This is a genomic window from Mesorhizobium sp. M1B.F.Ca.ET.045.04.1.1 (assembly GCF_003952465.1).
Classification (GTDB): domain Bacteria; phylum Pseudomonadota; class Alphaproteobacteria; order Rhizobiales; family Rhizobiaceae; genus Mesorhizobium; species Mesorhizobium shonense.
In genome coordinates, this window is the sequence record NZ_CP034448.1 from 493,799 (window position 1) to 518,519 (window position 24,721).

25 protein-coding genes are annotated in these 24,721 nt (G+C 64.0%); 17 read left to right on the forward strand and 8 right to left on the reverse strand.

Annotation, left to right across the window (positions count from 1 at the left end; all coding sequences use genetic code 11):
* The first annotated feature begins 3 nt into the window (after positions 1-3).
* From EJ071_RS02290 to EJ071_RS02300, 3 genes are read left to right on the forward strand one after another with little or no spacing between them, the layout of a single operon-like run.
* Entirely contained in the window at positions 4-864 is an 861-nt protein-coding gene (locus EJ071_RS02290) for a bifunctional allantoicase/(S)-ureidoglycine aminohydrolase (protein ID WP_126096633.1), read from the forward strand.
* Complete coding sequence (locus EJ071_RS02295) at positions 861-1,352, forward strand: ureidoglycolate lyase (protein WP_126096634.1); 492 nt, start codon at positions 861-863, stop codon at positions 1,350-1,352. The genes EJ071_RS02290 and EJ071_RS02295 overlap by 4 nt, the downstream gene beginning before the upstream one ends.
* A gap of 18 nt (positions 1,353-1,370) precedes the next feature.
* Positions 1,371-1,964, forward strand: a complete 594-nt coding sequence (locus EJ071_RS02300; RefSeq protein WP_126096635.1) for a nucleoside deaminase — start codon at positions 1,371-1,373, stop codon at positions 1,962-1,964.
* 12 nt (positions 1,965-1,976) lie between these two features.
* Here the strand turns inward: EJ071_RS02300 and EJ071_RS02305 are convergent, their stop codons facing one another.
* Together EJ071_RS02305 and EJ071_RS02310 are read right to left on the reverse strand one after the other, a co-directional pair.
* Entirely contained in the window at positions 1,977-2,288 is a 312-nt protein-coding gene (locus tag EJ071_RS02305; protein WP_126096636.1) for a BrnA antitoxin family protein, read from the reverse strand.
* Complete coding sequence (locus EJ071_RS02310) at positions 2,275-2,499, reverse strand: BrnT family toxin (protein ID WP_245460156.1); 225 nt, start codon at positions 2,497-2,499, stop codon at positions 2,275-2,277. The genes EJ071_RS02305 and EJ071_RS02310 overlap by 14 nt, the downstream gene beginning before the upstream one ends.
* A gap of 219 nt (positions 2,500-2,718) precedes the next feature.
* Between EJ071_RS02310 and EJ071_RS02315 the strand changes: the two genes are divergently transcribed.
* From EJ071_RS02315 to EJ071_RS02355, 9 genes are all read left to right on the forward strand, one after another.
* Entirely contained in the window at positions 2,719-4,704 is a 1,986-nt protein-coding gene (locus tag EJ071_RS02315) for a CocE/NonD family hydrolase (RefSeq protein WP_126096637.1), read from the forward strand.
* A 149-nt stretch (positions 4,705-4,853) separates the two neighbouring features.
* A complete protein-coding gene (locus EJ071_RS02320; protein ID WP_126096638.1) occupies positions 4,854-6,440 on the forward strand; it encodes an ABC transporter substrate-binding protein in 1,587 nt (528 codons plus the stop codon).
* A gap of 16 nt (positions 6,441-6,456) precedes the next feature.
* A complete protein-coding gene (locus tag EJ071_RS02325) occupies positions 6,457-7,416 on the forward strand; it encodes an ABC transporter permease (RefSeq protein ID WP_126096639.1) in 960 nt (319 codons plus the stop codon).
* 13 nt (positions 7,417-7,429) lie between these two features.
* Positions 7,430-8,257 (forward strand): ABC transporter permease, encoded by an 828-nt coding sequence (locus EJ071_RS02330; RefSeq protein ID WP_126096640.1) that lies wholly within the window; start codon positions 7,430-7,432, stop codon positions 8,255-8,257.
* Positions 8,257-9,912 carry an ABC transporter ATP-binding protein gene (locus EJ071_RS02335; RefSeq protein ID WP_126096641.1) on the forward strand — a complete coding sequence of 552 codons (1,656 nt, stop codon included), beginning with the start codon at positions 8,257-8,259 and terminating at the stop codon, positions 9,910-9,912. Before EJ071_RS02330 ends, EJ071_RS02335 begins: the two co-directional genes overlap by 1 nt.
* A 93-nt stretch (positions 9,913-10,005) precedes the next feature.
* Positions 10,006-10,845, forward strand: a complete 840-nt coding sequence (locus tag EJ071_RS02340; RefSeq protein ID WP_126096642.1) for an alkaline phosphatase family protein — start codon at positions 10,006-10,008, stop codon at positions 10,843-10,845.
* A 272-nt stretch (positions 10,846-11,117) separates the two neighbouring features.
* Positions 11,118-11,684: a sigma-70 family RNA polymerase sigma factor gene (locus EJ071_RS02345; RefSeq protein ID WP_126096643.1), complete on the forward strand. Its 567-nt coding sequence runs from the start codon at positions 11,118-11,120 to the stop codon at positions 11,682-11,684.
* On the forward strand, positions 11,681-12,349 hold the full coding sequence (locus tag EJ071_RS02350; protein WP_126096644.1) for an anti-sigma factor: 669 nt from the start codon (positions 11,681-11,683) through the stop codon (positions 12,347-12,349). Before EJ071_RS02345 ends, EJ071_RS02350 begins: the two co-directional genes overlap by 4 nt.
* Positions 12,339-13,799 (forward strand): S8 family serine peptidase, encoded by a 1,461-nt coding sequence (locus tag EJ071_RS02355; RefSeq protein ID WP_126096645.1) that lies wholly within the window; start codon positions 12,339-12,341, stop codon positions 13,797-13,799. Before EJ071_RS02350 ends, EJ071_RS02355 begins: the two co-directional genes overlap by 11 nt.
* Positions 13,800-14,001: 202 nt before the next feature.
* Here EJ071_RS02355 and EJ071_RS02360 read toward each other — a convergent pair whose 3' ends face one another.
* Both EJ071_RS02360 and EJ071_RS02365 read right to left on the reverse strand, forming a co-directional pair.
* Entirely contained in the window at positions 14,002-15,024 is a 1,023-nt protein-coding gene (locus EJ071_RS02360) for a substrate-binding domain-containing protein (RefSeq protein WP_126096646.1), read from the reverse strand.
* Positions 15,021-15,311 (reverse strand): hypothetical protein, encoded by a 291-nt coding sequence (locus tag EJ071_RS02365; protein ID WP_126096647.1) that lies wholly within the window; start codon positions 15,309-15,311, stop codon positions 15,021-15,023. The genes EJ071_RS02360 and EJ071_RS02365 overlap by 4 nt, the downstream gene beginning before the upstream one ends.
* A 71-nt stretch (positions 15,312-15,382) precedes the next feature.
* Between EJ071_RS02365 and EJ071_RS02370 the strand changes: the two genes are divergently transcribed.
* From EJ071_RS02370 to ugpC, 5 genes are all read left to right on the forward strand, one after another.
* Positions 15,383-16,738: an ABC transporter substrate-binding protein gene (locus EJ071_RS02370; RefSeq protein WP_126096648.1), complete on the forward strand. Its 1,356-nt coding sequence runs from the start codon at positions 15,383-15,385 to the stop codon at positions 16,736-16,738.
* Between the two features lie 280 nt (positions 16,739-17,018).
* Positions 17,019-18,032 carry a sugar ABC transporter permease gene (locus tag EJ071_RS02375; protein ID WP_126096649.1) on the forward strand — a complete coding sequence of 338 codons (1,014 nt, stop codon included), beginning with the start codon at positions 17,019-17,021 and terminating at the stop codon, positions 18,030-18,032.
* Between the two features lies 1 nt (position 18,033).
* Entirely contained in the window at positions 18,034-19,188 is a 1,155-nt protein-coding gene (locus EJ071_RS02380; RefSeq protein WP_126096650.1) for a carbohydrate ABC transporter permease, read from the forward strand.
* 4 nt (positions 19,189-19,192) lie between these two features.
* Positions 19,193-20,857 (forward strand): alpha-glucosidase, encoded by a 1,665-nt coding sequence (locus EJ071_RS02385; RefSeq protein WP_126096651.1) that lies wholly within the window; start codon positions 19,193-19,195, stop codon positions 20,855-20,857.
* A gap of 35 nt (positions 20,858-20,892) precedes the next feature.
* On the forward strand, positions 20,893-22,005 hold the full coding sequence (gene ugpC / locus EJ071_RS02390) for a sn-glycerol-3-phosphate ABC transporter ATP-binding protein UgpC (RefSeq protein WP_126096652.1): 1,113 nt from the start codon (positions 20,893-20,895) through the stop codon (positions 22,003-22,005).
* Positions 22,006-22,196: 191 nt separating this feature from the next.
* Here the strand turns inward: ugpC and EJ071_RS02395 are convergent, their stop codons facing one another.
* The 4 genes from EJ071_RS02395 to EJ071_RS02410 all read right to left on the reverse strand — a co-directional run bounded on the left by EJ071_RS02395 (position 22,197) and on the right by EJ071_RS02410 (position 24,620).
* Entirely contained in the window at positions 22,197-22,430 is a 234-nt protein-coding gene (locus tag EJ071_RS02395) for a DUF680 domain-containing protein (RefSeq protein WP_126096653.1), read from the reverse strand.
* Positions 22,431-22,535: 105 nt separating this feature from the next.
* On the reverse strand, positions 22,536-22,736 hold the full coding sequence (locus tag EJ071_RS02400; RefSeq protein WP_126096654.1) for a DUF680 domain-containing protein: 201 nt from the start codon (positions 22,734-22,736) through the stop codon (positions 22,536-22,538).
* Positions 22,737-23,221: 485 nt separating this feature from the next.
* A complete protein-coding gene (locus EJ071_RS02405; protein ID WP_126096655.1) occupies positions 23,222-23,968 on the reverse strand; it encodes a ferredoxin reductase in 747 nt (248 codons plus the stop codon).
* Between the two features lie 40 nt (positions 23,969-24,008).
* Positions 24,009-24,620: a molybdopterin-dependent oxidoreductase gene (locus EJ071_RS02410; protein WP_126096656.1), complete on the reverse strand. Its 612-nt coding sequence runs from the start codon at positions 24,618-24,620 to the stop codon at positions 24,009-24,011.
* Positions 24,621-24,721: the final 101 nt, after the last annotated feature.

Genomic DNA, 24,721 nt, shown 5'->3' on the forward strand with positions numbered 1-24,721 from the left:
CACATGGATATGATGAAAATGGCCGAGCGAACCTATTACGCGCCGCATGGCGGCCATCCCGGCCAGAACGAGCTGTTGACCGGCCGTGCCGTCTTCACCGAAGCCTATGCGGTCATTCCCAAAGGGGTGATGCAGGACATCGTCACCAGCCCGCTGCCGTTCTGGGACAAGACGAGGGCATGGATCATTGCAAGGCCGCTCTCGGGCTTCGCCGAGACGTTTTCGCAGTACATCGTCGAGGTCCTGCCTGGCGGCGGCAGCGACCGGCCCGAGCTCGACGCTGAAGCCGAGGGCGTGCTGTTCGTGGTCGAGGGTGAACTCGCCGTCTCGCTTGCCGGCAAAAAACATGTGCTTCGCCCCGGCGGCTTCGCTTTCCTGCCGCCATCCAGCGGCTGGACGGTGCGCAACGAGAGCGGCGACGCCGTCCGCTTCCACTGGGTCCGCAAGGCCTATGAAGCGGTCGACGGTCTCGACGTGCCCGAAGCCTTCTTTGCCAACGAGCAGCAGATCGAGCCGAGCCCGATGCCCGGCACCGAGGGCCGCTGGGCAACGACGCGCTTCGTCGATCCGGCCGACATGCGCCACGACATGCATGTCACCATCGTCACGCTGAAACCCGGCGCTGTCATTCCCTTTGCCGAGACCCATGTCATGGAGCACGGGCTCTACGTGCTCGAAGGCAAGGCCGTCTACCGGCTCAACCAGGATTGGGTCGAGGTCGAAGCCGGCGATTTCATGTGGCTGCGCGCTTTCTGCCCGCAGGCCTGCTACGCCGGCGGCCCCGGCGACTTCCGTTACCTGCTCTACAAGGATGTCAACCGGCACGCCAAGCTTGGCGGCGCCCTTGGAGGTCACGCGCGGTGAGCCGCATCGTCGCCCGGCCGCTGACGCGCGAAAACTTCGCGCCCTTCGGCGACGTCATCGATATGGGCGGCGACAACCGCTACCCGATCAATGGTGGCAAGGCGATGCGCTACCACGACCTCGCCACGGCGGAAGCCGCAGGGCCGAATGCGCGCGTGCTGATCTCGATCGTGCGCGGCACGCCCTACGACATGCCGCTGAAGCTTACCATGGTCGAGCGCCACCCCCTCGGCAGCCAGGCTTTCATCCCGCTGTCGCCGCGCCCGTTCCTGGTCGTCGTTTGCCATGACACCGAGGACGGTCCGGGCGAGCCGCATGCCTTCATCACCGCGCCCGGACAAGGCATCAACTACCGGCGAAACCTCTGGCACGGCGTGTTGACGCCGATCGGCGAGGAGCAGGATTTCCTGATCGTCGACCGCGGCGGCGACGGCTCCAACCTCGAAGAGTGCTACTTTTCGCACCCTTACGAGATCCATCTTCCCTGAATGCTCCCGATTTCTCCTATGACCGACATCTCGCTGATCGACCGCCTCCTCGACGTGATCGAGCACGACATCGTGCCGAAGACCGCCGAAGGCGTTGCTCATGGCAACAAGCTGTTCGGCGCCGCGATCCTGAGGAAAGACGACCGCTCGCTGGTGCTCGCCGAGACCAACAACGAGACGGAGAATCCTCTCTGGCATGGCGAGGTGCACTGCCTGAAGCGTTTTTACGAGATGCCGAAAGCCGAGCGCGTCGACACAAAGGATGCGCTGTTCCTGGCAACCCACGAGCCCTGTTCGCTCTGCCTGTCGGCGATCACCTGGACCGGCTTCGACAATTTCTACTACCTCTTCAGCCATGAGGACTCGCGCGACAGCTTCGCCATCCCGCACGATCTCAAGATCCTGAAAGAGGTCTTCACCCTCGACCCCGGCGGCTACAATGCAGAGAACGCGTATTGGAAGAGTTTTTCCATACGCCGGCTGGTGCGGGCTTTGCCGGAGGCCGAGCGTAAGCGACTGGAGGCGCGCATCGGCAAGATATCTGCGCGCTATGATGAGCTCTCCGGCACCTACCAGGCCAGCAAGGCCGATAACGACATTCCGTTGAGCTGACGCGGCTTTTGCCTAGCCTACCTTCGCGTTCTTCAGCACCTCATTTATCCTGGCCTGCCAGCCCTTGCCCGTCGCCTTGAACTTGCTGATGACATCCTGATCAAGGCGGATGGACACGATCTGCTTGGGTTTCTCCGCGGCTGGCCGGCCGCGAGCGCGCCTTATGCTCTCGAAAAGCTCCGGAACCGCTTTCGCGAAGGGCATGGCTTGCGCCAGTTGTTCATCGGTCGCCTCCGCATCGTCGGGGTCAGCAGCAATCTGTTTTTGAATTTCTGCCTCGCCCTCGTCGGCAAGCGGTCGAATGGGCGATTTACGGGTGCTCATACGCTGACCTTTCCTTTCGGCTGGCACGACGCATCGAGATCACCGAAATCGCTTCGGAACCAAGCGGCTTGAAAATAACGGCGAGGATGGTCTGCCTGAACTCGCCAATCGCCATTAACCGGCCAGCCTTGGCTGGAAGAACGATTGAAGTCGCAAAAAACTCGATATCGAAATCGGCGAAGTCTAGACCCCGGTTTTCGAGGTTCGTCACGCGCTTCGGCTCATCTCAAACGATTTTCAGGCGAGATCATCCCGTGCGTCTGCGTCGGGCCAAAGTGAATAAACGTAATACATAAATTAGTGCGGCAGCGCAAGTTCGGAGTTGAATGATCAGGGCCGGTCCGCAGCATCATGACAGGTCGCATATTTCGCTGCGCCAGGTCGCGAATAGCGATTGAAAGTCACCTCTGGGCAAGGCGTTATGCGCGCCATGAAAACCGTCACCAAATTCCCTCGAAAAGTCGTCGAATTTCCCGACATGGGCATCGTCATGCCGGACGGCTGCCGACTGTCGGCGCGCATCTGGATGCCGGAGGACGCCTCCGACAAGCCGGTGCCGGCGATCCTCGAGCACCTACCCTACCGCAAGCGCGACGGCACCATCTTCCGCGATCAGCTGACGCATCCCTATTTCGCCGGCCACGGCTACGCCTCGATCCGCGTCGACATGCGCGGCAACGGCGATTCCGAAGGTCTGATGGACGACGAATATTCCGAGCAGGAACTGCAGGACGCCTGCGACGTCATCGCCTGGGCGGCCGCGCAGCCCTGGTGCAACGGCAATGTCGGCATGATGGGCATTTCCTGGGGCGGCTTCAACTGCCTGCAGGTCGCGGCCAAGCGGCCGCCGGCGCTCAAGGCGGCGATCAGCCTCTGCTCGACCGTCGACCGCTATGCCGACGACATCCACTACAAGGGCGGCTGCCTGCTCTTGGAAAATTTCGGCTGGGCCTCGACGATGCTCTCCTATTCGTCGCGGCCGCCGGATCCGTTGATTGCCGGCGACAACCGCTGGCGCGACCTGTGGCTCACCCGGCTGGAGAACCAGCCGTTCCTCGCGCCGCTGTGGCTCAGCCACCAGCATCGCGACGCCTATTGGAAGCGCGGCTCGATCTGCGAGGATTTTTCTGCCGTCCGGGCGGCGGTGCTGTCGATCGGCGGCTGGCATGACGGCTACCGCAACACGATCTCCAACCTCGTCACCAACATCCGGTCGCCGGTCAAAGGCATCGTCGGCCCCTGGATCCACAAATACCCGCATTATGCGGGACCCAATCCAGCCATCGGCTTCCTGCAGGAGGCGCTGCGCTGGTGGGACCGCTGGCTGAAAGGTGCCGAGACCGGCGTCGAGGCCGACCCGGATTATCGCGCCTATGTCATGGACAGCGTGCGCCCGGCCCGCTGGCACCCGGAGCGGCCCGGCCGCTGGATTGCGGAACAGGAATGGCCGTCACCGAACATCAAGCTTGAAGCGATCGAGCTCATCCCGGACGGAGCCAAGCCTGCGATCGTCGCCTCGCCACAGAATTGCGGGCTCGCCGGCGGCGAATATTTTCCGTTCACCTTCGGTCCGGAGCTGCCGGGCGACCAACGGCCGGACGATGCGCTTTCGGTGTGCTTCGATCAGGCCGAGCTCGAGGAGGCGATCGACATCGTCGGCGCGCCGGAGGTCGAGGTCAGGCTTTCCTCGGACCGCCCGCAGGCCAACATCGCGGTGCGGCTCTGCGACGTGCATCCCGACGGAGCGTCGGAATTGATCTCCTATGGCGTGCTCAACCTCACGCATCGCAACTCGCACGAATTCCCGGAGGCGCTGGTGCCCGGCGAGACGGTTTCGGCCCGTGTCGTGCTCGACCAGTGCGCCTACCGGGTGCCGGCCGGCCATCGGCTGCGGGTCGCCGTTTCCAATGCCTATTGGCCGATGATCTGGCCGTCGCCGGAGCCGGCGACGCTTGACTTGTCGAAGGCGACACTCAAGCTGCCGCTGCGTCCGCTGGCGACAGGCGACGAGGTCTCGTTCGCCGAACCGGAAGGCGCCACGCCCTGGGCGACCGAGACGATCAGGCCCACCAATTCCGAGCGCCATGTCGACCGCGACGAGAAGACCGGCGTCGTCACGCTTTCCATAACGGACGATTTCGGCGAGGTGCGCGACCTCGCGCATGGGCTCGTCCATGGCAGCATCGTCAGGGAGACATGGGCGATCCACCCCGACGATCCGCTGTCGGCCATGGGCAGCACGCATTGGACGCAGACCTTCTCGCGAAATGAATGGTCGGTGCGAACCGAAACTTTTGCCGACATGCGCTCAGACGCGCAGAATTTCATCGTCAGCGCCAGAATCGAGGCCTATGAGGGTGAGAAGCTGGTGTTCGAGCGCGATTTCGAGCAGGCGATACCGCGCGCCCTCCTTTGAGCGCAGGCAAGATTGGTCCAAATGCGAAGTGCCATTTACGCCACGGCATGTCGCATTCGGTCTTGCTTACAGCTTTCCCTTACGGTCATTATCTCCTCCAATAAGCAGAAACGACCGCAAGGTCGAACCATCAGAGTGAGGAACCCATAATGACAAATGAACTCGACTATCTCAGCCGTCGCGTCGCCGCCGGCAAGCTCAGCCGTCGCGACTTCCTTGGCCGCGCCGCCGCGCTCGGCGTCGCCGCGCCCTTCGCCAATTCGCTGCTTTCGAGCGCAGCCCGCGCCGCCGGCCCGGTCAAGGGCGGCACGCTGAAGGCCGGCCTGGTCGGCGGTGAATCCACCAACAGCCTCGATCCGGCACTGATGATGACGCAGGTGCCGTTCGCCTTCGGCAAATGCTGGGGCGAAATGATCGTCGAGCTGTCGCCCGACGGCAAGCTCGAGAACCGCATCGCCGAAGAGATCGGCTCTTCGGACGACGCCAAGGTCTGGACGCTGAAGATCCGCGACGGCGTCGAATTCCACAACGGCAAGACGGTGACCGCCGAGGACGTCGCCGCGACGCTCGAACGTCATTCGGACGAGAAGTCCAAATCCGGCGCGCTGGGCTATATGAAGGGCATCGACACCATCAAGGCCAGCGGCAAGGAAGTGGTGCTGACGCTGAAGGAGGCCAACGCGGACCTTCCGTATCTCCTCAGCGACTACCACCTGATCGTCCAGCCGAACGGCGGCAAGGACAAGCCCGATGCCGGCATCGGCGCCGGCCCCTACAAGGTCAAGGTCAACGAGCCCGGCGTGCGCCATGTCGGCGAGCGCTTCGCCAATTACTGGCAGGGCGACAAGATGGGCCACGCCGACCAGATCGAAGTCGTCGTCATCAACGACGCGACGGCGCGCACGGCGGCCCTGCAGGGCGGCCAGGTCAACATGATCAACCGCGTCGAGCCGAAGATCGTCGATCTCATCAAGCGCGTGCCGGGCGTCACCATCCGCAACCATTCGGGACCCGGCCACTACGTGTTCATCATGCATTGCAACACGGCGCCGTTCGACAACAACGACCTCAGGATGGCGCTGAAGCTGGCGATCGACCGCGAGGAGATGCTGAACAAGGTGTTGCGCGGCTACGGCTCGCTCGGCAACGACTTCCCGATCAACGCCTCCTACCCGCTGTTCACCGAGATCGAGCAGCGCAAGTATGATCCCGACAAGGCCAAGTTCCACTACAAGAAGTCGGGCCACGACGGTTCGGTCCTGCTCAGGACCTCGGACGTCGCCTTCCCCGGCGCCGTCGATGCGGCGCAACTCTATCAGCAGAGCGCGGCCAAGGCCGGCATCAAGCTGGAGATCAAGCGCGAGCCGGGCGACGGCTACTGGAACGAAGTCTGGAACAAGCAGCCCTTCTGCGCCTCCTACTGGGGCGGCCGCTCGACCCAGGACCAGATGTACTCGACCGCCTATCTGTCGACGGCCGACTGGAACGACACCCGCTTCAAGCGTCCGGACTTCGACAAGATGGTGCTTGCGGCGCGCGCCGAGCTCGACGAGGCCAAGCGCAAGCAGATGTACCATGACATGGGCGTCATGGTACGCGACGAGGGCGGCCTGATCCTGCCGATGTTCAATCAGTTCATCGACGCAACCGGTCCCAAGGTCGCCGGCTGGGTGGACGATCCGCATCAGGAGCTGAGCAACGGCTACGCTTTGGCGAAGTGCTGGCTCGAAGCCTGAGCACGGCCTTGCGGAGATGTCCTCGCCCATCGTGAAACTGGTGGCCCAGCGCATCGCGCTGGGCATCCTCCTTCTGCTGGCCGTTTCGGTCCTGATCTTCGCCGGCACCCAGATCCTGCCCGGCGACGTCGCGCAAGCCATTCTCGGACAGTCGGCGACGCCGGAGTCGCTCGCCAATTTGCGCGAGCAGCTCGGGCTCAACCAGCCCGCCTATATCCGCTATTTCCACTGGCTGGGCGGCGTGCTCACCGGCGACCTCGGCACCGCCATGTCGAGCGGGCAGGACATCGCGACCTCGATCAAGGATCGGCTCTGGAACACGCTGTTCCTGGCTTTCTGGGCGGCGATCGTGGCCATTCCGCTGGCCATCACGCTCGGCCTGATCGCGGTGCGCTACCGCAATGGTTGGGTCGACAAGCTGATTTCCGGGGTGGCGCTCGCCTCGACCTCCTTTCCGGAATTCTTCATCGGCTATCTGCTGGTCTTCTACTTCGCGGTCCAGCACCAGTGGTTCCCGGCAATCTCGACCGTCTATGAGGGAATGTCCTTGGGCGAACGCCTGCAGGCTATCGCGCTGCCGGCGGCGGCACTGACGCTGGTGGTGCTCGCCCACATGATGCGCATGACGCGCGCGGCGATCCTCAACGTCATGCAGTCGGCCTATGTCGAGACGGCGGAACTCAAGGGCCTTTCGGCCTTCGCGGTCATCCGCAAGCATGCCTTCCCGAACGCGATCGCGCCGATCATCAACGTCGTGATGCTCAATCTGGCCTACCTCGTCGTCGGCGTCGTCGTCGTCGAAGTGATCTTCGTTTATCCAGGCATGGGCCAGTACCTCGTCGACCATGTCACCAAGCGCGACGTTCCGGTCGTCCAGGCGGTCGGCCTGATCTTCGCGGCCGTCTATATCAGCCTCAACATCATCGCGGACATCGCAGCGATCGTCGCCAATCCGCGGCTCAGGCATCCGAAGTAGGGGGGCGGCCGATATGCTCGATATCAGACGCATCCCCATAGCGGCGCTGATCGGCATTGTGCTGACGACGCTCTTCGTGCTGGCGGCGGTCTTCGCACCATGGATCGCCCCGCACGGCAATGCCGAGATCGTCAGCGACGTCCCTTGGGAACCGATGTCATCAGTGCACTGGCTGGGCACCGACAATCTCGGTCGCGATCTGTTGTCCCGCATGATCTACGGCGCCCGCATAACGCTGTTCATCGCGGTGCTGGCGACGGCGCTATCCTTCTCGCTCGGCGCCATCCTCGGCTTCTCGGCGGCGGTGTTCGGCGGCTGGTACGACACGATCCTGTCGCGTCTCGTCGACCTCTTGATGTCGATCCCGACGCTGATCATGGGTCTCGTCGTGCTGTCGGTGCTGCCTTCCAACCTAGTGACGCTGATCCTGGTCATGGGCATCCTCGATTCGACTCGCGTCTATCGCCTGTCGCGCGCGGTCGCCGTCGACATCAACGTCATGGACTATGTCGAGGCCGCCAAACTGCGCGGCGAAGGCAGTGGCTGGATCATCTTCCGCGAGATCCTGCCCAACGCGCTGTCGCCGCTGGTCTCCGAACTCGGCCTGCGCTTCATCTATGCCGTGCTATTCCTGTCGACCTTGTCGTTCCTCGGCCTCGGCGTGCAGCCGCCGGATGCCGACTGGGGCGGCATGGTGAAGGAGAACAAGGACGGCATCGTCTTCGGGATTCCGGCGGCGCTCATCCCGGCTGCGGCGATCGCAGCATTGGCGATCTCGGTCAATCTCGTCGCCGACTGGGTGCTCAACCGCACGACAAGCCTGAAGGGAGGACGCGGCTGATGGCTGACGGCAAGGCAAAGTCCACCCCCCTCCTCGACATCCGCAACCTGCGCATCGAAGCGACGGTCTACCCGCCCGGCGAAGCGCCGAAGACGATCACGCTTGTCCACGACGTCTCGCTGACGCTGGAAAAGGGCAAGGTGCTCGGGCTGATCGGCGAATCCGGCGCCGGCAAGTCGACCATCGGCCTGTCTTCGATGGGCTATGGCCGCGGCGGCGTGCGCATCACCGGCGGCGAGGTCATCCTCAACGGTCGCGACATCCTGAAGGGAGGCAAGGAGGGTTTCCGCAGGCTGCGCGGCCGCGAAGTCTGCTATGTCGCCCAGTCGGCGGCGGCGGCCTTCAATCCGGCGCACCGGCTGATGGACCAGGTGGTGGAGGCCTCGCTCCTGCATGGCACCGCAACCCGGGCCGAGGCCGAGAAACGCGCCGTCGCCCTGTTCAAGAAGCTCAGCCTGCCCAACCCTGAGACGATCGGCCAGCGCTTCCCGCATCAGGTGTCCGGCGGACAGTTGCAGCGCGTGATGACGGCCATGGCGCTCTGCTCCGAGCCTGACCTGATCGTCTTCGACGAGCCGACCACGGCGCTCGACGTGACGACGCAGATCGACGTGCTGTCGGCGATCAAGGACGCCATCCGCGACACCCATGTGGCAGCTTTATACATCACCCACGACCTCGCCGTCGTCGCCCAGGTGTCGGACGAGATCATGGTGCTGCGCCACGGCCGGCTGGTCGAATGGGGCGGCACCCGCCAGATCATCAAGGAGCCGCGCCAGGAATACACCAACGCACTCGTCTCCGTGCATGAGATCGAGCACCAGGAGCAACAGCCCGGCACAGCGCCGGTGCTGTCGGTGAAGAACGTGACGGCAGCCTATGGCGGCGGCCACGTCAAGGTGCTGAAGAACGTGTCGGTCGACATCTATCCGGGCCAGACCTTGGCCGTCGTCGGGGAATCCGGCTCCGGCAAGTCGACGCTGGCGCGAGCGATCACCGGCCTGCTGCCGCCCGAGCAGGGCAACGTCGTCTTCGACGGCCGCACACTCGGCAACAGGCTTTCGGACAGGCCGAAGGAGGACCTGCGCCAGCTGCAGATGATCTACCAGATGGCCGACGTGGCAATGAACCCGCGCCAGACGGTGGGCACGATCATCGGCCGGCCGCTGGAATTCTATTTCGGCATGAAGGGCCGCGAGCGCGACAAGCGCGTTGCCGAGCTGCTCGACGAGATCGAGATGGGCAAGGGCTTCATCGACCGCTATCCGGCCGAGCTTTCCGGCGGCCAGAAGCAGCGCGTCTGCATCGCCCGCTCGCTCGCCGCCAAGCCTAAGCTGATCATCTGCGACGAGGTGACGTCGGCGCTCGACCCGCTGGTCGCGCACGGCATCCTCGAGCTCCTGCTCAATCTGCAGCAGGTCGAGAAAGTGGCTTACCTCTTCATTACCCACGACCTCGCGACGGTGAAGTCGATCGCCGATTCGATCGCGGTCATGTATCGCGGCGAGGTGGTCCGCTACGGCTCCAAGAGCAAGGTGCTGACACCGCCCTTCGACGCCTACACCGACCTTCTGCTGTCCTCCGTTCCCGAAATGGAGATCGGCTGGCTGGAGAAGGCCATCGCCGGCCGGCGCATGGAGAGCGCCGGCAACTGAGCTCTTTTCCTCTTTTCCGCGCTTCTGGGGCTTGGCCGGACCGGCCAAGCCCTCGATTCTGATCCCTCCGGCAAGACTGCGTGGAGCCCGCCCGTGGCGCTCAAATCCAAATTGCTGCTCATCATCCTCGACGGCGTGCCCTACCGGAACTGGCGCCGGCTGATGGGCAATCTCGAAGGCTGGGCGCAGTCAGGCGAGGCGCAAGTGTGGAAGATGCGCTCAGTGCTGCCGTCGACCTCGGCCTGCTGCTATGCCTCGATCCACACCGGGGTCGCGCCGCAGGTGCATGGCATCCTGTCGAACGAGAACCGGTTCCGCGTCACGCAGCCGGATATCTTCTCGGAGGTCAGCATGGCCGGCGGCAAGACCGGCGCGGTGACCCATTCCTACTGGTCGGAATTCTTCCGCTCCCATCCGTTCGATCTCGTGGAAGACATGGAGTTCGACGAGCCCGGCGGGCCGATCACACATGGCCGCTTCCACACCATGACCGGCTACAATCTCAAAAACCAGATGACGCCGAGCGATGTCGACCTGTTCGCGACGCTGACCATGCTGACCCGCCGCCACGGCATCGACTACGGCATTCTGCACACCTGCACGCTGGACTCGATGGGCCACCGCTTCGGCCACGACTGCCACGAGATGGACCATGCCTGCTACGCGATGGACGGCATGCTCGCCGCCTTCCTGCCCGGCTGGCGCGAAGTCGGCTACGAAGTGATCGTCACCGCCGACCACGGCCAGACGAACCGCGGCCATCACGGCGGGCATGATGACGAGATGCAGGATTTCGCGCTCTATTATTTCGGCCCGGCAAAGGGTCCCGAGGCCGGCACGCTGCTCGACCAGTTGCAGCTCGCGCCGACGGTGCTGAGCCGGCTCGGCGTGCAGACACCGGCGACGATGAAGGCGAAGGTGTTCTTGGTTTAGCTCCCCTTCTCCCCCTGTGGGAGAAGGTGTCGCCGAAGGCGACGGATGAGGGGTGTTCCAGGGACCACCAACGTCTCACTCCGCTGGAACACCCCTCATCCGTCTCGGCGCTGCGCGCCGATCCACCTTCCCCCACAAGGGGGGAAGGGGAAGACCCAGCCCTCTGGCAACGCTTCCTTTCTTCGGCTAGCTTCCGAATTCCTTGGCGGAGGATGAACCTTTTTGGACCGATCAGCGACAAAGCCACGAGGAGCCAGGCGGCTCGACCGGCCATGAATGCGGCGACAGAAACCGATCGCGCGCTTGTAGACCGGGTCGCGAAGGGCGACCGGGCCGCCGTGCGGCTCCTGTTCATGCGTCACCACGCGCGGATCTACCGCTTCGTGGCGCGCCAGACGGGATCGGAAATGATGGCCGACGATATCACCAACGAGGTCTTTCTCGAGCTGTGGCGCCAGGCGCCGGGCTTCGAAGGCCGGTCCGAAGTCTCGACGTGGCTGCTCGGCATCGCCCGCTTCAAGGCGCTGTCGTCGCTGCGCAAGAAGAAGGAAGACTGGATCGACGACGACGACGCGGCGCAGGTTCCCGACAGCGCCGACACGCCGGAAGTCGTCACCATGAAGGAGGACAAGGCCGCCGCCTTGCGCCGCTTCGTCGATGCCTTGCCGGAAGAACACCGCACGGTGATCGACCTTGCCTATTACCATGGCCAGTCGGTGACCGAGATCGGCGAGGTGCTCAATATCCCGGTCGCGACCGTCAAGACCAGGATGTTCTACGCCCGCAAGAAACTCGGCGAGGCCCTCAAGGCCGCCGGTTACGACAGGGGGTGGCCATGAGCGCCGCTGAAAAGATGTCGCGCCGCGACGAGATGGAGACGCTGCTGCCGTTCTACCTGAACGGTTCGCTGGAAGGCGCCGAGCTGGAGGCGGTCGAGGAATGGCTGGCCTCCGATCCGGCGGCGATGGCAGCCCTTGGCGAGGCGGAGGCCGAATTCTCCGGCACCGCCGCCGCCAACGAGGCGATCCGCCCGCCGGCCGATGCGCTCTCCCGCTTTGCCAGGGCGCTCGACGCCGAGGCCGGCCCGGTGCGCGCGCCTGCCGGCCAATCATGGCTGGCGAAGGTCTTCGGCCGGGTCACGGCGATGCCCGCCGGCGTCGCCTGGGCGGCGGCCGCGGCGCTGCTTGCGCTGGTCGTGGTGCAATCCTTCGAGCAGCCGGGCGGCAAGGGCAATGACTTCGAGGTGGCCGGTCAGCAGGACGATCTCGCGAAGCTGCCCTTTGCCTTGGTGAAGTTCAAGCCGGACGCCAAGATGTCGGACATCGCCGCCTTCCTCGGCCAGAACGGGCTGAAGATCGCCGGCGGGCCGACCGCCGATGGGGTGTTCCACGTGACAATCCCGGCGACCGCGGCGGCCGATTACGACAAGCTCGTCGGCCTTATTGCCGCCCAGCCTTTCGCGGAGGCTGTGGTGCAGGGAAGGAAACCGGCCGATGGCGGCTAAGGCGGTCATTCTGCATGCGGCAATCCTCGCGGCGGCGGCATTTGCCGCGGCGCCTGCCCTTGCGCAAACCAATGACCCGAATCTTTCGCAGAAGCAGATTGACTGCCTCAATGGCAAGACGGCGGCCGGCGCCGATTGCGATAAGGACGGCGGCGGCAGAAACGATGGCGGCAAGCCTGGCGCGGGCACGACGACCGGCGGCGCGGTGTTCCTGCCGGCGCTGATCGTCGACCTGTTCCCGAACCCGCCGGCCGGTCCAGCAACGCCAGCACCCAGTCCCCCGAATGGGACGCCGCCGACCACCGGCCCCGCCAACACGCCGACACCGGCTCCCACGCCGAGCGGACCTGTCACGCCGCCCACCGGGCTCAATGTCGCCGCGCCTCCTCGCGCGGTCAGCGGCGAATTCGTGCCCGACGAGGTGCTGGTGACGGTCGCCGGCGATGCCGGCGCGGTGCAGCAGATAGCCAATTCCTTCGGCCTGCAGGTGCGCTCGCAGCGCCAGTCGCGGCTGCTCGGCACAACGCTGGTGCGCTACGGCATTCCCGATGGACGACCGGTCGGCGTGGTGCTGGCGCAGCTTGCCGCCGATGGCCGTACGCAGCGGCGCGAGCCCAACCATATCTATTCGCTGCAGCAGGCGGCCGGCATCGTGAACTATGCCTTCGACCGTATCGCGCTCGATTCAAAACAGGCGAGCGGCGAGAATGTGCGCGTCGCCGTCATCGACACCGGCATCGACGACACCAATCCAGCGCTGAAGGGCGTGATCGCCGACCAGTTCGACGCCATGCCGAACGTGCCGATCGAAAGGCGCGATCACGGCACCTCGGTCGACGGGCTGATCGCCGGCGTCGGCGCGCTGGAAGGCATGGCGCCGGGCGCCAGGATCTATCACGCGCGGGCCTTCGAAGGCGGCAAGTCGACCATGGACGTCATCCTGTCGGCGCTCGACTGGGCGGCAGAACAGGATGTGCGCATCATCAATATGAGCTTCGTCGGCCCGAAGAACGACCTGCTCGGCACCGCCTGCCGCAATGCGCGCGCGCTCGGCATGGTGCTGGTCGCGGCGGCCGGCAACAACGGTCCGAAGGCGCCCTATGGCTATCCGGCCGCCTTCGACGGCGTCATCGCCGTCACCGCCACCGACGCCAAGGACGGGCTGATGCCGCAGGCCAATCGCGGCGCCTATGTCTTCATCTCGGCGCCAGGCGTCGAAATGGTGGCGCCGAGCGGCGCCGGTTCCGACGTGGTCACCGGCACCTCTTTCGCCGCCGCGATCGTGTCCGGCGCCATCGCCAACCTGATCCATGCCGCGCCCGACCGCTCGGCCGACGACATCGAGAAGGCGCTTGCCGCCACCGCCAAGGATCTCGGCCCGAAGGGGCGCGACAATGACTTCGGCTATGGCCTGCTGGACATCAAGGCGGCCGGAGCGGCGAAGGAATAGGCCGAAGCGGCCAAATCTCCCCCCTTGAGGGGGAGATGTCGCCGAAGGCGACAGAGGGGGTCGCCGCGCGTAAAATGCCGACCTCCATCTGTCGCGGAAAGTCGAGCCCAGTCGGACCGACCCCCTCTGACCGCTTCGCGGCCATCTCCCCTCAAGGGGGAGATTACCAGCGCCACGCTTCGCCAGCCTGCCGCCGCGATCTCTACCCCGGCGCGCCGCCGACCGATCCCCTGATCACCAGATCGACCGGCCAGACCTCGCCACGAGCACCCTCTTCGAGCCCCGATATCCGCGCCGCCAGCCGCTCGGCGACACGCGCGCCGGCAAGCCGGATCGAGGAGCGCGTCGTCGACAGCGGCACCGGGAAATTCTCCGGCCGCAGCCAGGGGAAGACGTCGTCGTGGGCGACCAGCGACAGGTCGCCCGGGATGGCGAGGCCGAGATCGCGCAGGGCGCGCACGACGCCCAACGCCATGATCAGGCTGGAGCAGACGATCGCCGTCGGCGGTTCGCTTTGCTCGAGCAGCCGGCGGGCGGCGCGATAGCCGTTTTCCTCGGTCATGGTCAGCGAGCAGATGTGGCGCTCGCCAAGCGCCAGGCCGCTCGCGGCCAACGCCCGGCGGACGCCGCGTTCACGGTGGATGGCGAAGGTCTCGCGGTCGTCGCCGTTGATCAGCGCCAACCGCTTGTGGCCGAGTTGGATGAGAAGCCTTGCCGCTTCATGGAAGGCGCCCTCATTATCGATGTCGAGGTAAGGATAGTCGAAATCGAAACCTTCGCTGCGGCCATGGACGATGAAAGGGATGCCCAGCGTGTTGACCAGTGCCAGCCGCCGGTCGGCGGGGCGCGGCGAGGAGATATAGACGGCGTCGACCTGGCGGTTGGCGACGATGCGGCGGTAGGTGGTTTCCTGGTCGTCGGCGTCGGCCGGCGACAGCACGAGATCGAGCTCGTGCGAGCGGGCATAGTCGCCGAGACCGGAAAGGAATTCGACGAAATGCGGGTCGATGTCGACGGCAGCCCCGGTCGGCAGCACATAGCCGATCATGCCCGACTTGCCGGTGGCCAGCCGTCGCGCGCTGGGGTTGGGCCGGTAGCCATGGCGCTTGGCGGCATCCATCACGCGGCGCCGCGTCTCCTCGTTGACCTCCGGGTAGCCGTTCAGCGCCCGGCTTACCGTGGTCTGCGAAAGCGACAGCATGTGTGAGAGTTGCTTGAGGTTCATGAGGCCTCCAGCCTCAAAGCGCTTTGAATTTGAATCGATCCGATGAGACTGACGATCTCGCCAGACAGAATGACCTTAGTAGCGGCCCAAGGTAGTTTGAAGCAAAAATTGCTGCTGCGGCGCCAAAAAGCATGCTGCAGCGCACTTTCCGGCCGGTTGAGCGAGAATTTAAATCGATTAGTACCGCAAGCCTCTTGACTTCCGGTCAATTCAATGGCGAGATCGAAAAAGCCAAAGCGCTTTGGAAGACTCGCCGAAAGGTTGCGATTGCTTTCTCGCTGAGTCACAGTTCCGCGGGCGTCGGCGGACGGGATGGAGGTTTCGTCCGAACTGTTTTGACCACTGGGAGGAATTTGCGATGAAGAAGATGCTTCTCTTGGGCGCCGCTTTCGCCGCGCTCGCCTTTAGCCTGCCGGCGCAAGCCGAACTGAAGTTCAAGCCGGGCGAGGACCCGCGCTTCCACTGGGCAAACTACGACGAGCTCAAGAAAGTCGACCTCAAGGGCGAGACGCTGACCATCTTCGGGCCGTGGCGCGGCGAGGACGAGGGCCTGGTGCGCACCGTGCTCGAATACTTCCAGGAGGCCACCGGCGCCGAGATCAAATACTCCTCGTCGGAGAATTACGAGCAACAGATCGTCATTGACACCCAAGCCGGCAGCCCGCCCAACATCGCCGTGCTGCCGCAGCCCGGCCTCATCCAGGACCTCGCTTCCAAGGGCCTGCTCACCCCGCTCGGCGACGACACCGCCAAATGGATCAAAGACAATTACGGCGCCGGCCAGTCCTGGGTCGATCTCGGCACCTTCAAGGACAAGGACGGCAAGCCCGGCTTCTTCGCCTTCCCCTACAAGGCCGACGTGAAGTCGCTGGTCTGGTACTCGCCGGACAATTTCGAGGAAGCCGGCTACAAGGTGCCGAAGACGCAGGAAGAGCTCGCCGACTTGGAAAAGAAGATCATCGCCGACGGCGGCAAGCCCTGGTGCATCGGGCTCGGCTCCGGCGGCGCCACCGGCTGGCCGGCGACCGACTGGGTCGAGGACATCATGCTGCGGACCCAGACGCCCGACGTCTACGACAAGTGGGTGAAGAACGAGATCCCGTTCAACGACCCGGCCGTGGTCAACGCCATCGACATCTTCGGCAAGATCGCCACCGACGACAAGATGGTCGACGGCGGCGCCAAGGCGGTCGCGGCGACCGACTTCCGAGACAGCCCGAAGGGCCTCTTCTCGGTGCCGCCGAAGTGCTACATGCACAAGCAGGCTTCGTTCATCCCGACCTTCTTCCCGGAAGGCACCAAGATCGGTCAGGACGCCGACTTCTTCTACTATCCGCCCTATGCTTCCAAGCCCGATCTCGGCACGCCCGTGCTCGGCGCCGGCACGCTGGTCATGATCACCAAGGACTCCAAAGGCGCGCGGGCCTTCATCGACTTCCTGAAAATGCCGCTGGCGCATGAGATCTGGATGGCCCAGGGCGGCTTCGTGACGCCGTACAAGGCGGTGAACAAGGAAGCCTATGCCAGCGAGGCGCTGAAGAAGCAGGGCGACATCCTGGCCAACGCCTCGACGTTCCGCTTCGACGGCTCGGACTTGATGCCAGGCAAGATCGGCGCGGGTTCCTTCTGGACCGGCATGATCGACCTCGTCGGCGGCAAGTCCGCCCAGGACGTCGCCACCGACATCCAGAAGAGCTGGGATGCCATCAAGTAAGCCTCGCATAGCGGCAAGACAGACTTACTGATCCTCCTACTGGATCCGGGCCACGGCCCGGATCCGACCGGCGGCAATCGCCGGAAGCCTTCGCGTCTCGATTGTTCCGAATAGTGCATGTCGCCCAAAAGTGCGCAGCGGTTTTGGGGAGCCGACATGCATCAAAACAAAGATTTAAAGCGCGCAGAGCGAACCTTAAAGGTAGCGACGCGCTTTAAGTAAAGTCGGTGCATCCGATCGCCAGTGTTGCCTGGCCGATCATGCGCAGGGAGAGGGACCCATGGCGGCTCAGATTTTCTCGGCCATATTCGTCATCATCATCGGCGTCGGCGGCTGCGTCGCCTATTTCTGGGGCGCCAACAAACTGCTCGACGTCGTCTTTCCATCGCGCGGCGTCTCGGGCAGCACCGCCGTCGACAATCTGCGCCGGCAAGGTCTGGTGCGGCCATGGCTGTTCGTCGGCCCGGCGATGATCATCCTCACCATCTATCTGATCTATCCGGTCGTCGAGACGCTCAGGCTCTCCTTCCTCGATCGCGGCGGCGCGAGCTTCGTGGGGCTTGCCAACTACGAATGGGCCTTCGGCGACCGCGAGTTCCGCAACTCCATCCTCAACAACATCGTCTGGCTGGCGGTGGTGCCGGCGGCCTGCACCTTCCTCGGACTGATCATCGCCGTGCTCACCGACAAGATCTGGTGGGGCACGATCGCCAAGAGCCTGATCTTCCTGCCGCTGGCGATCTCCTTCGTCGGCGCCAGCGTGATCTGGAAATTCATCTACGAATATCGCGGCGAAGGCCAGGTCCAGATCGGCCTGCTCAACGCCATCATCCAATATTTCGGCGGCCAGCCGCAGGTGTGGATATCGCTGCCCTTCTGGAACAACTTCTTCCTGATGGTCATCCTGATCTGGATCCAGACCGGCTTTGCCATGGTGATCCTGTCGTCGGCGCTGCGCGGCATTCCGGAGGAAACGCTGGAAGCCGCGGTCATCGACGGCGCCAATCCGTTCCAGATCTTCTGGAAGATCATGGTGCCGCAGATCTGGGGCACGATCGCCGTGGTGTGGACCACCATCACCATCCTGGTGCTGAAGGTGTTCGACATCGTGCTGACCATGACCAACGGCCAGTGGAACAGCCAGGTGCTGGCGAACCTGATGTTCGACTGGATGTTCCGCGGCGGCGGCGACTTCGGCCGCGGCGCAACTATCGCCATCATCATCATGATCGCCGTCATTCCGATCATGGTCTGGAACATCCGCCAGGCCAACAAAGAGACGGGAGGGCATTGAGATGACCGCCAAGACCGGAAAGTCCTTCGCCAGCCGCTTCGGCGTCCATATCGCCGTGCTCGTCTTCGTGGCGATCTGGACCGTGCCTACGCTCGGCATCCTCGTCTCGTCGCTGCGCGACAAGGACCAGATCATTGCGTCCGGCTGGTGGAATTCCTTCGCCAGCTCCAGCCAGACCGAGGCCGGGCGGCTGCCGGCCGCCTCCGCGCAGGTGCAGAAGGACGGCAAATACGTCATCGAGGGCAACATCTTCGGCGACGGCGCCAAGCGCGACATCAGCGCCTTCGGCGTCAAGTCGTCGGCGCCGATGCAGTATCCCGCCGGCACGGCGGCCGATCTCGGCGACGGCGTCACCCTGCAGGTCAACGCCGACGGCAGCTTTGCCCTGTCCTCGCCGAAAGCCTTCGAGGGCGAGCGCGGCCAGCGCGTCTATTTTGCCTCCTCGGCGCCGCCGAAATTCACCACCGACAATTACCGGACGGTGCTGTTCTCGGAAGGCATCGGCCGCTCCTTCATGAACTCGCTGACGGTGACCATTCCCTCGACGGTCATTCCGATCCTGATCGCGGCCTTCGCGGCTTACGCGCTGGCCTGGATGCGCTTTCCCGGCCGGGCGCTGCTGATCGCCGTCATCATCGGCCTGCTGGTCGTGCCGCTGCAGATGTCGCTGATCCCGCTGTTGAAACTCTACAATGGCGTCGGCAGCTTCTTCGGCGTGCCGTCCAAGACCTATCTCGGCATCTGGCTGGCGCATACCGGCTTCGGCCTGCCCTTCGCCATCTATCTGCTCAGGAGCTACATTGCCGGCCTGCCGCGCGAGATCATGGAATCGGCCCGCATCGACGGCGCCAGCGACTTCGAGATCTTCGTCAAGATCGTGCTGCCGCTCTCCTTCCCGGTGCTCGCATCCTTCGCCATCTTCCAGTTCCTGTGGGTATGGAACGATCTCTTGGTGGCGATGGTTTTCCTCGGTACCGAGGCCGATCAGATCGTGCTGACGGCCAAGCTCAACGCGCTGCTCGGCTCGCGCGGCGGCGACTGGGAGATTCTCACGACATCGGCCTTCGTGACCATCATCGTGCCGCTGATCGTGTTCTTCTCGCTGCAACGCTATTTCGTTCGCGGGCTGCTTGCCGGCTCGGTGAAAGGAGGTTGAGACAATGCAATCGGCTTTGAAGGCGACTTCGAGACCGGACCCCGCCGTCGACCGCGACTGGTGGCGGGGCGCGGTGATCTACCAGATCTATCCGCGTTCCTACCAGGACTCGAATGGCGACGGCATCGGCGACCTGAAAGGCATTGTGCGGCGGTTGCCCTACATCGCCTCGCTCGGCGTCGACGCCATCTGGATCTCGCCGTTCTTCAAATCGCCGATGAAGGATTTCGGCTACGACGTATCGGACTATTGCGACGTCGACCCGATGTTCGGCACGCTCGCCGATTTCGATGCGCTGGTGGCGGAAGCGCATCGCCTCGGCCTCAAGGTGATGATCGACGAGGTGCTGTCGCATACCGCCGACATCCACCCCTGGTTCAAGGAAAGCCGCTCGAGCCGCGCCAATCCAAAAGCCGACTGGTATGTATGGGCGGATGCCAAGCCCGACGGCACGCCGCCCAACAACTGGCTGTCGATCTTCGGCGGCTCGGCCTGGCAGTGGGACACCAGCCGCCAGCAATATTACATGCACAATTTCCTGGCCGAGCAGCCCGACCTCAACTTCCACAACGCAGAAGTCCAGGACGCGCTGCTCGACATCACCCGCTTCTGGCTGGAGCGCGGCGTCGACGGCTTTCGCCTCGACACCATCAATTTCTACTTCCACAGCCAGGGGCTGGAGGACAATCCGCCGCTGCCGCCGGAAGAGCGCAACGACCAGACGGCGCCGGCGGTCAACCCCTACAACTACCAGGACCATATCTACGACAAGAGCCGGCCGGAAAACCTCGGTTTTCTCGAGCGTTTCCGCGCGCTGCTCGACGAATATCCGGCGCAGGCCGCCGTCGGCGAGGTCGGCGACTCGCAGCGCGGGCTGGAAGTGGTGGCCGCCTATACCGCCGACGGCAAGCGCGTGCATATGTGCTATTCCTTCGACTTCCTGGCGCCGGAAAAGATCAGCGCCGCCAAGGTGCGCGCGGTGCTGGAGGCCTTTGGCCGGGTCGCCAGCGACGGCTGGTCCTGCTGGGCTTTCTCCAATCATGACGTGATGCGGGTGGCCTCACGCTGGGCCGCCAACGAGGCCGACCCGACCGCTTACCTCAAGGTGATCTCGGCGCTGCTGATGTCGCTGCGCGGCTCGGTCTGCATCTATCAGGGCGAGGAGCTCGGCCTCGGCGAGGCGGAACTCAAATTCGAGGACCTGCAGGACCCCTACGGCATCCGTTTCTGGCCGGAATTCAAGGGCCGCGACGGCTGCCGCACGCCGATGGTGTGGGAAGCGGCGGCCAAGAATGGCGGCTTCTCCGGCGCCAAGCCCTGGCTGCCGGTGCCGGGCAAGCATCTTTCGCAGGCGGTGAACGTGCAGCAGGGCGATCCGAACTCGCTGCTTGAGCACTACCGGCGCTTCCTCGCCTTCCGCCGCCAGCATCCGGCGATGGGCAAGGGCGACATCGACTTCATCGAAAGCGACGGCGATACCGTCGCCTTCACGCGACGCGAAGGCAATGAGCGCATCGCCTGCGTCTTCAACCTCGGCGGCAGGCCTGCCGAGGTCGATCTCGGCAAAGGCTCGCTGCAGCCCTTGCCCGGGCATGGCTTTTCGGGACAGACTGGCACCGGGCCCATCCGCCTCGGCGGCTATGGCGCCTGGTTCGGGCGTATCGACTGAGTTTTAGAACGGACAATCACTGGGAGGAGGAAACCATGGCCGATGTCACGCTGAACCAGGTGAAGAAATCATACGGCAACCTCAACATTCTCCACGGCATCGACCTCGACATCAAATCGGGCGAATTCATCGTCTTTGTCGGGCCGTCGGGCTGCGGCAAGTCGACTTTGCTGAGGTCGATCGCCGGCCTGGAGGAGATCACGTCCGGCGTGCTCCAGATCGATGGCGAGGTGGTGAACGACGTGCCGCCGTCGAAGCGGGGCATCGCCATGGTGTTCCAGTCCTATGCGCTCTACCCGCATATGACGGTCTACGATAACATGGCCTTCTCGATGAAGATCGGCAAGGAAAGCAAGGCCGAGATCGACAAGCGCGTGCGCCAGGCGGCAGAGATCCTGCAGCTCACCAAATATCTCGACCGTCTGCCCAAGGCGATGTCGGGCGGCCAGCGCCAGCGCGTCGCCATCGGCCGCGCCATCGTGCGCAATCCGAAGGTGTTCCTGTTCGACGAGCCGCTGTCCAACCTCGACGCGGCCCTGCGGGTCGCCACTCGCATCGAGATCGCCAAGCTGAAGGAATCGATGCCGAACACGACGATGATCTACGTCACGCACGACCAGGTCGAGGCGATGACGCTGGCGGACCGCATCGTGGTGTTGAAGGAAGGCGTTGTCGAGCAGGTCGGCACGCCGATGGAGCTCTACAAGCGGCCGGGCAACCTGTTCGTCGCCCAGTTCATCGGCTCGCCGGCCATGAACATCCTGCCGGCGAAGATCGAGAAGGCCGGCAATCCGACCGTGGTCAGCCATGTCGGCGATCGCAAGGCGACGGTGCCGATCGCAACGCCCGCTTCGACGAACGGCGCGGCGGTGAGCTTCGGCGTGCGGCCTGAGGATCTCGCGATCGCCACCGGGCAGGACTACTTGTTCGAAGGCAAGGTCGACTATATCGAGCAGCTCGGCGAGGTGCAGCTCGTCTATGTCGATATCGGCCGCGCCGACCTGCCGCTGGTGGCCAAGCTGCCGGGCAATGTCGAGGTCAAGCGCGGCGAGACCTTGCGGCTGAACGCCAGCGCCGGCGACCTACATATCTTCGACGCGGATGGCCACTCCTTCACGCTGCAGCGCGAGGAGGCGAAGGCGGCTTGAGGTCTTCCTCGTTCCGTCAGGAGCTACCCGGCAAACAAAGAGCGGCGGGCCTGGCCCGCCGCTCTTTTTCATTCAACTGTTTGCGGCCGTTAGAGCATGATCCCGAAAAGTGGGACCCGGTTTTCGGAGAAAGATCACGCTCCAGCAAAGAGTTAGATCGGGATGGCGATTCAACGAAACGCCATCACGGTCTAGCGGCCGAACAGGTTGCGGTCGCTGCCCTGGGGGGCCGACTTGTGCGCGTCGTTGGACGAGTTCAACAGCTTGTAGACCGGCGAGTCGGTGCTGGTCGACGAGGTGCGCGTGGTGTCGACCGCGGCAGCCGGCTGGTCGGCGCCGTTGGAGCCGTAGTTGTCGCTGGCCGCGAAAGCGGTGCTGGACAGGGCCAGAACGGCGGCCGCGGCGGCAAGAACGATCTTCTTCATTTTAGTACTCCTGAATATCCTGAATTCCGTGGAGGCGGCGGGCAACCCCGCCGTCCATCCCTGTCGGCCATGGCCCCTCAGCGGATCATGGCCGCGGTTCGGCAGTTAGTTGTTGCCGAACAGGTTGCGGTCAGCGCCCTGGGCAGGCTTCTGGGCAGCCGGTTCCGACTTCTGGGTCGAAGCCGTATAGGACGTGTCGACCGCGGCAGCCGGCTGGTTGGCGCCGTTGGAACCGTAATTGTCGCTAGCAGCGAAGGCGCTGCCGGAAATGGCCAAAAGGGCGGCGGCAAGAACAATCTTTTTCATTTTTGGTACTCCAGTATCTTTTTTCCGTCCGTCTAGCGGCGTGTCTTGGGAGGTGAAAATCGCGTCGTTCGGACAGGCGCCATGTGGGTAAGCCGGCTGCTGGATTCCAATCACGAAGTTGTTCCGGCTGGACCATGAATCTACACCTTGAAATTGTACCACCCGTTCCTACAATTGGATTTTTCCTCTTTTAAATCAGCTGGTTACTTCATTCCGTCGTTTGGCTCACCAAACGTATCCGACTGCCAATGTTCACCCCGTCTTGCACGCACCGTCAACAGAAACGAACCGTTCGGTTCGATTTTAGGACCTCCTAATAGTCACTTTTCGATACCGTTTACCATTTCGAGGGCTGATCGTGAGCCGATTCGGAAGCGTTGCCGGCACCGTTCCAAGCCGGCTGCGAACAGAAAAAAGGCGCTCCCAGATGGCCGGCTGGAGCAGGCGAAGCCCGATTTGGTCTGGTTGAGACAGCGAGCGAGCGTTCACACCCCGTAGCGTTCGGTGCGGATGATCTCCGCCGGAACGCCAGCATCGATCAGCGCCTGAGCGGCCGCGGACACGAACGCGTTCGAGCCGCAGACGAAGGCAAGCGCAGGCGGCTTCGGCAGCCGTTCGATGGCCTGCATGACCATCGCGACATCGATGCGGCGCGAATAATCCGCCGGCCGTCTGGCCTGCTCGCGCGTCAGCGTCAGCACCAGATCGAAGCCATCGCGGCGGTCGTCAAGACCGATCAACTCGTCGCGGAAGATCACCTCGTCCCAGACCCTCGCCGAAAACACCAGCGCGATCGGCGCGGCCGATTTTTGCAAAGTGCGGTGGCGCACCATCGCCATCAGCGGCACCACGCCCGAGCCGCCGCCGACCAGAAGGATCGGCCCGCCGTCGCTCGCCTCCCAGATGAAGTGGCCGCCAAGCGGTCCGCGCAATTCGATCTCGTCGCCGACCTCCGCCACATCGTGGAAGAAAGGCGAAACCTCGCCATCGTCGAGCCGCTCGATCGCCAGCTCGATGCCCGCGCCTGCCTCCGGCGCGGAGGCGATGGAATAGGACCGGCGCGCCTGATAGCCATCCGGCGCCGTCAGCCTGATGTCGACATGCTGCCCCGCCAGATGGACGAATGGCCGCGACGGCCGGAACCAGAAGCTGGTGACGCGCGGCGTGCGCTTTTCGATGCGGGTGATCGTGGCCGCCTGCCACGGCGATTGCGGCCGCGGTTCGGCGCTCATGGGTCGCCCCTCAGGGATCGGCCCCTCACGGATCGCCCCTTCACGGATCGCTTGAATAGCGCTGCTCGCGCCAGGGGTCGCCATACATGTGATAGCCGCGCAGCTCCCAGAAACCCGGCTCGTCGCGCTCGGTGAACTGCAGCCCGTTCACCCATTTGGCCGACTTCCAGAAATAGAGATGCGGCACCAAGAGCCGCGCCGGCCCGCCATGATCGGGGGTTATCGGCTTGCCCTCGTAAAGCAGCGCCACCATCGCCTTGCCGGTGACAAGGTCCCTGGTCGGCACATTGGTGGAATAGCCGTCGAAGGACAGCGCCAGCGTGAAGGCGGTCGGCGGCGCGATCCCGGCATCGGCAAGAACGTCGTCGATCAGCACGCCCTGCCAGGGCGTGTTGAACTTGGTCCAGGCCGTCACGCAATGGATGTCGCGGGTCATCTTGCCCTGCGGCAGGGCGTTGAATTCGGCCCAGTTCCATTTCTTGATCGGCTTCGGCCCGTGCTTGAGCGTGAAGGACCAGTCCTCGGTACGCACACGCGGGGTAGGCCCTGCCGAGAGAACCGGAAAACCCTGTTCCAGATATTGCCCCGGCGGGATGCGCGCATCGGTGTCCGATGGAGGACGCCGTCCGGAAAAGAAGCCGCGGGTAACCATCGAGATACCACTCGCAATTGGTTTGATCGATCCCGGCACTGTTCTCGAAGACGCCCCGGCGGGCAATAGAAATCTTGGCGGATGGCCTGCCGCCTGGAGCG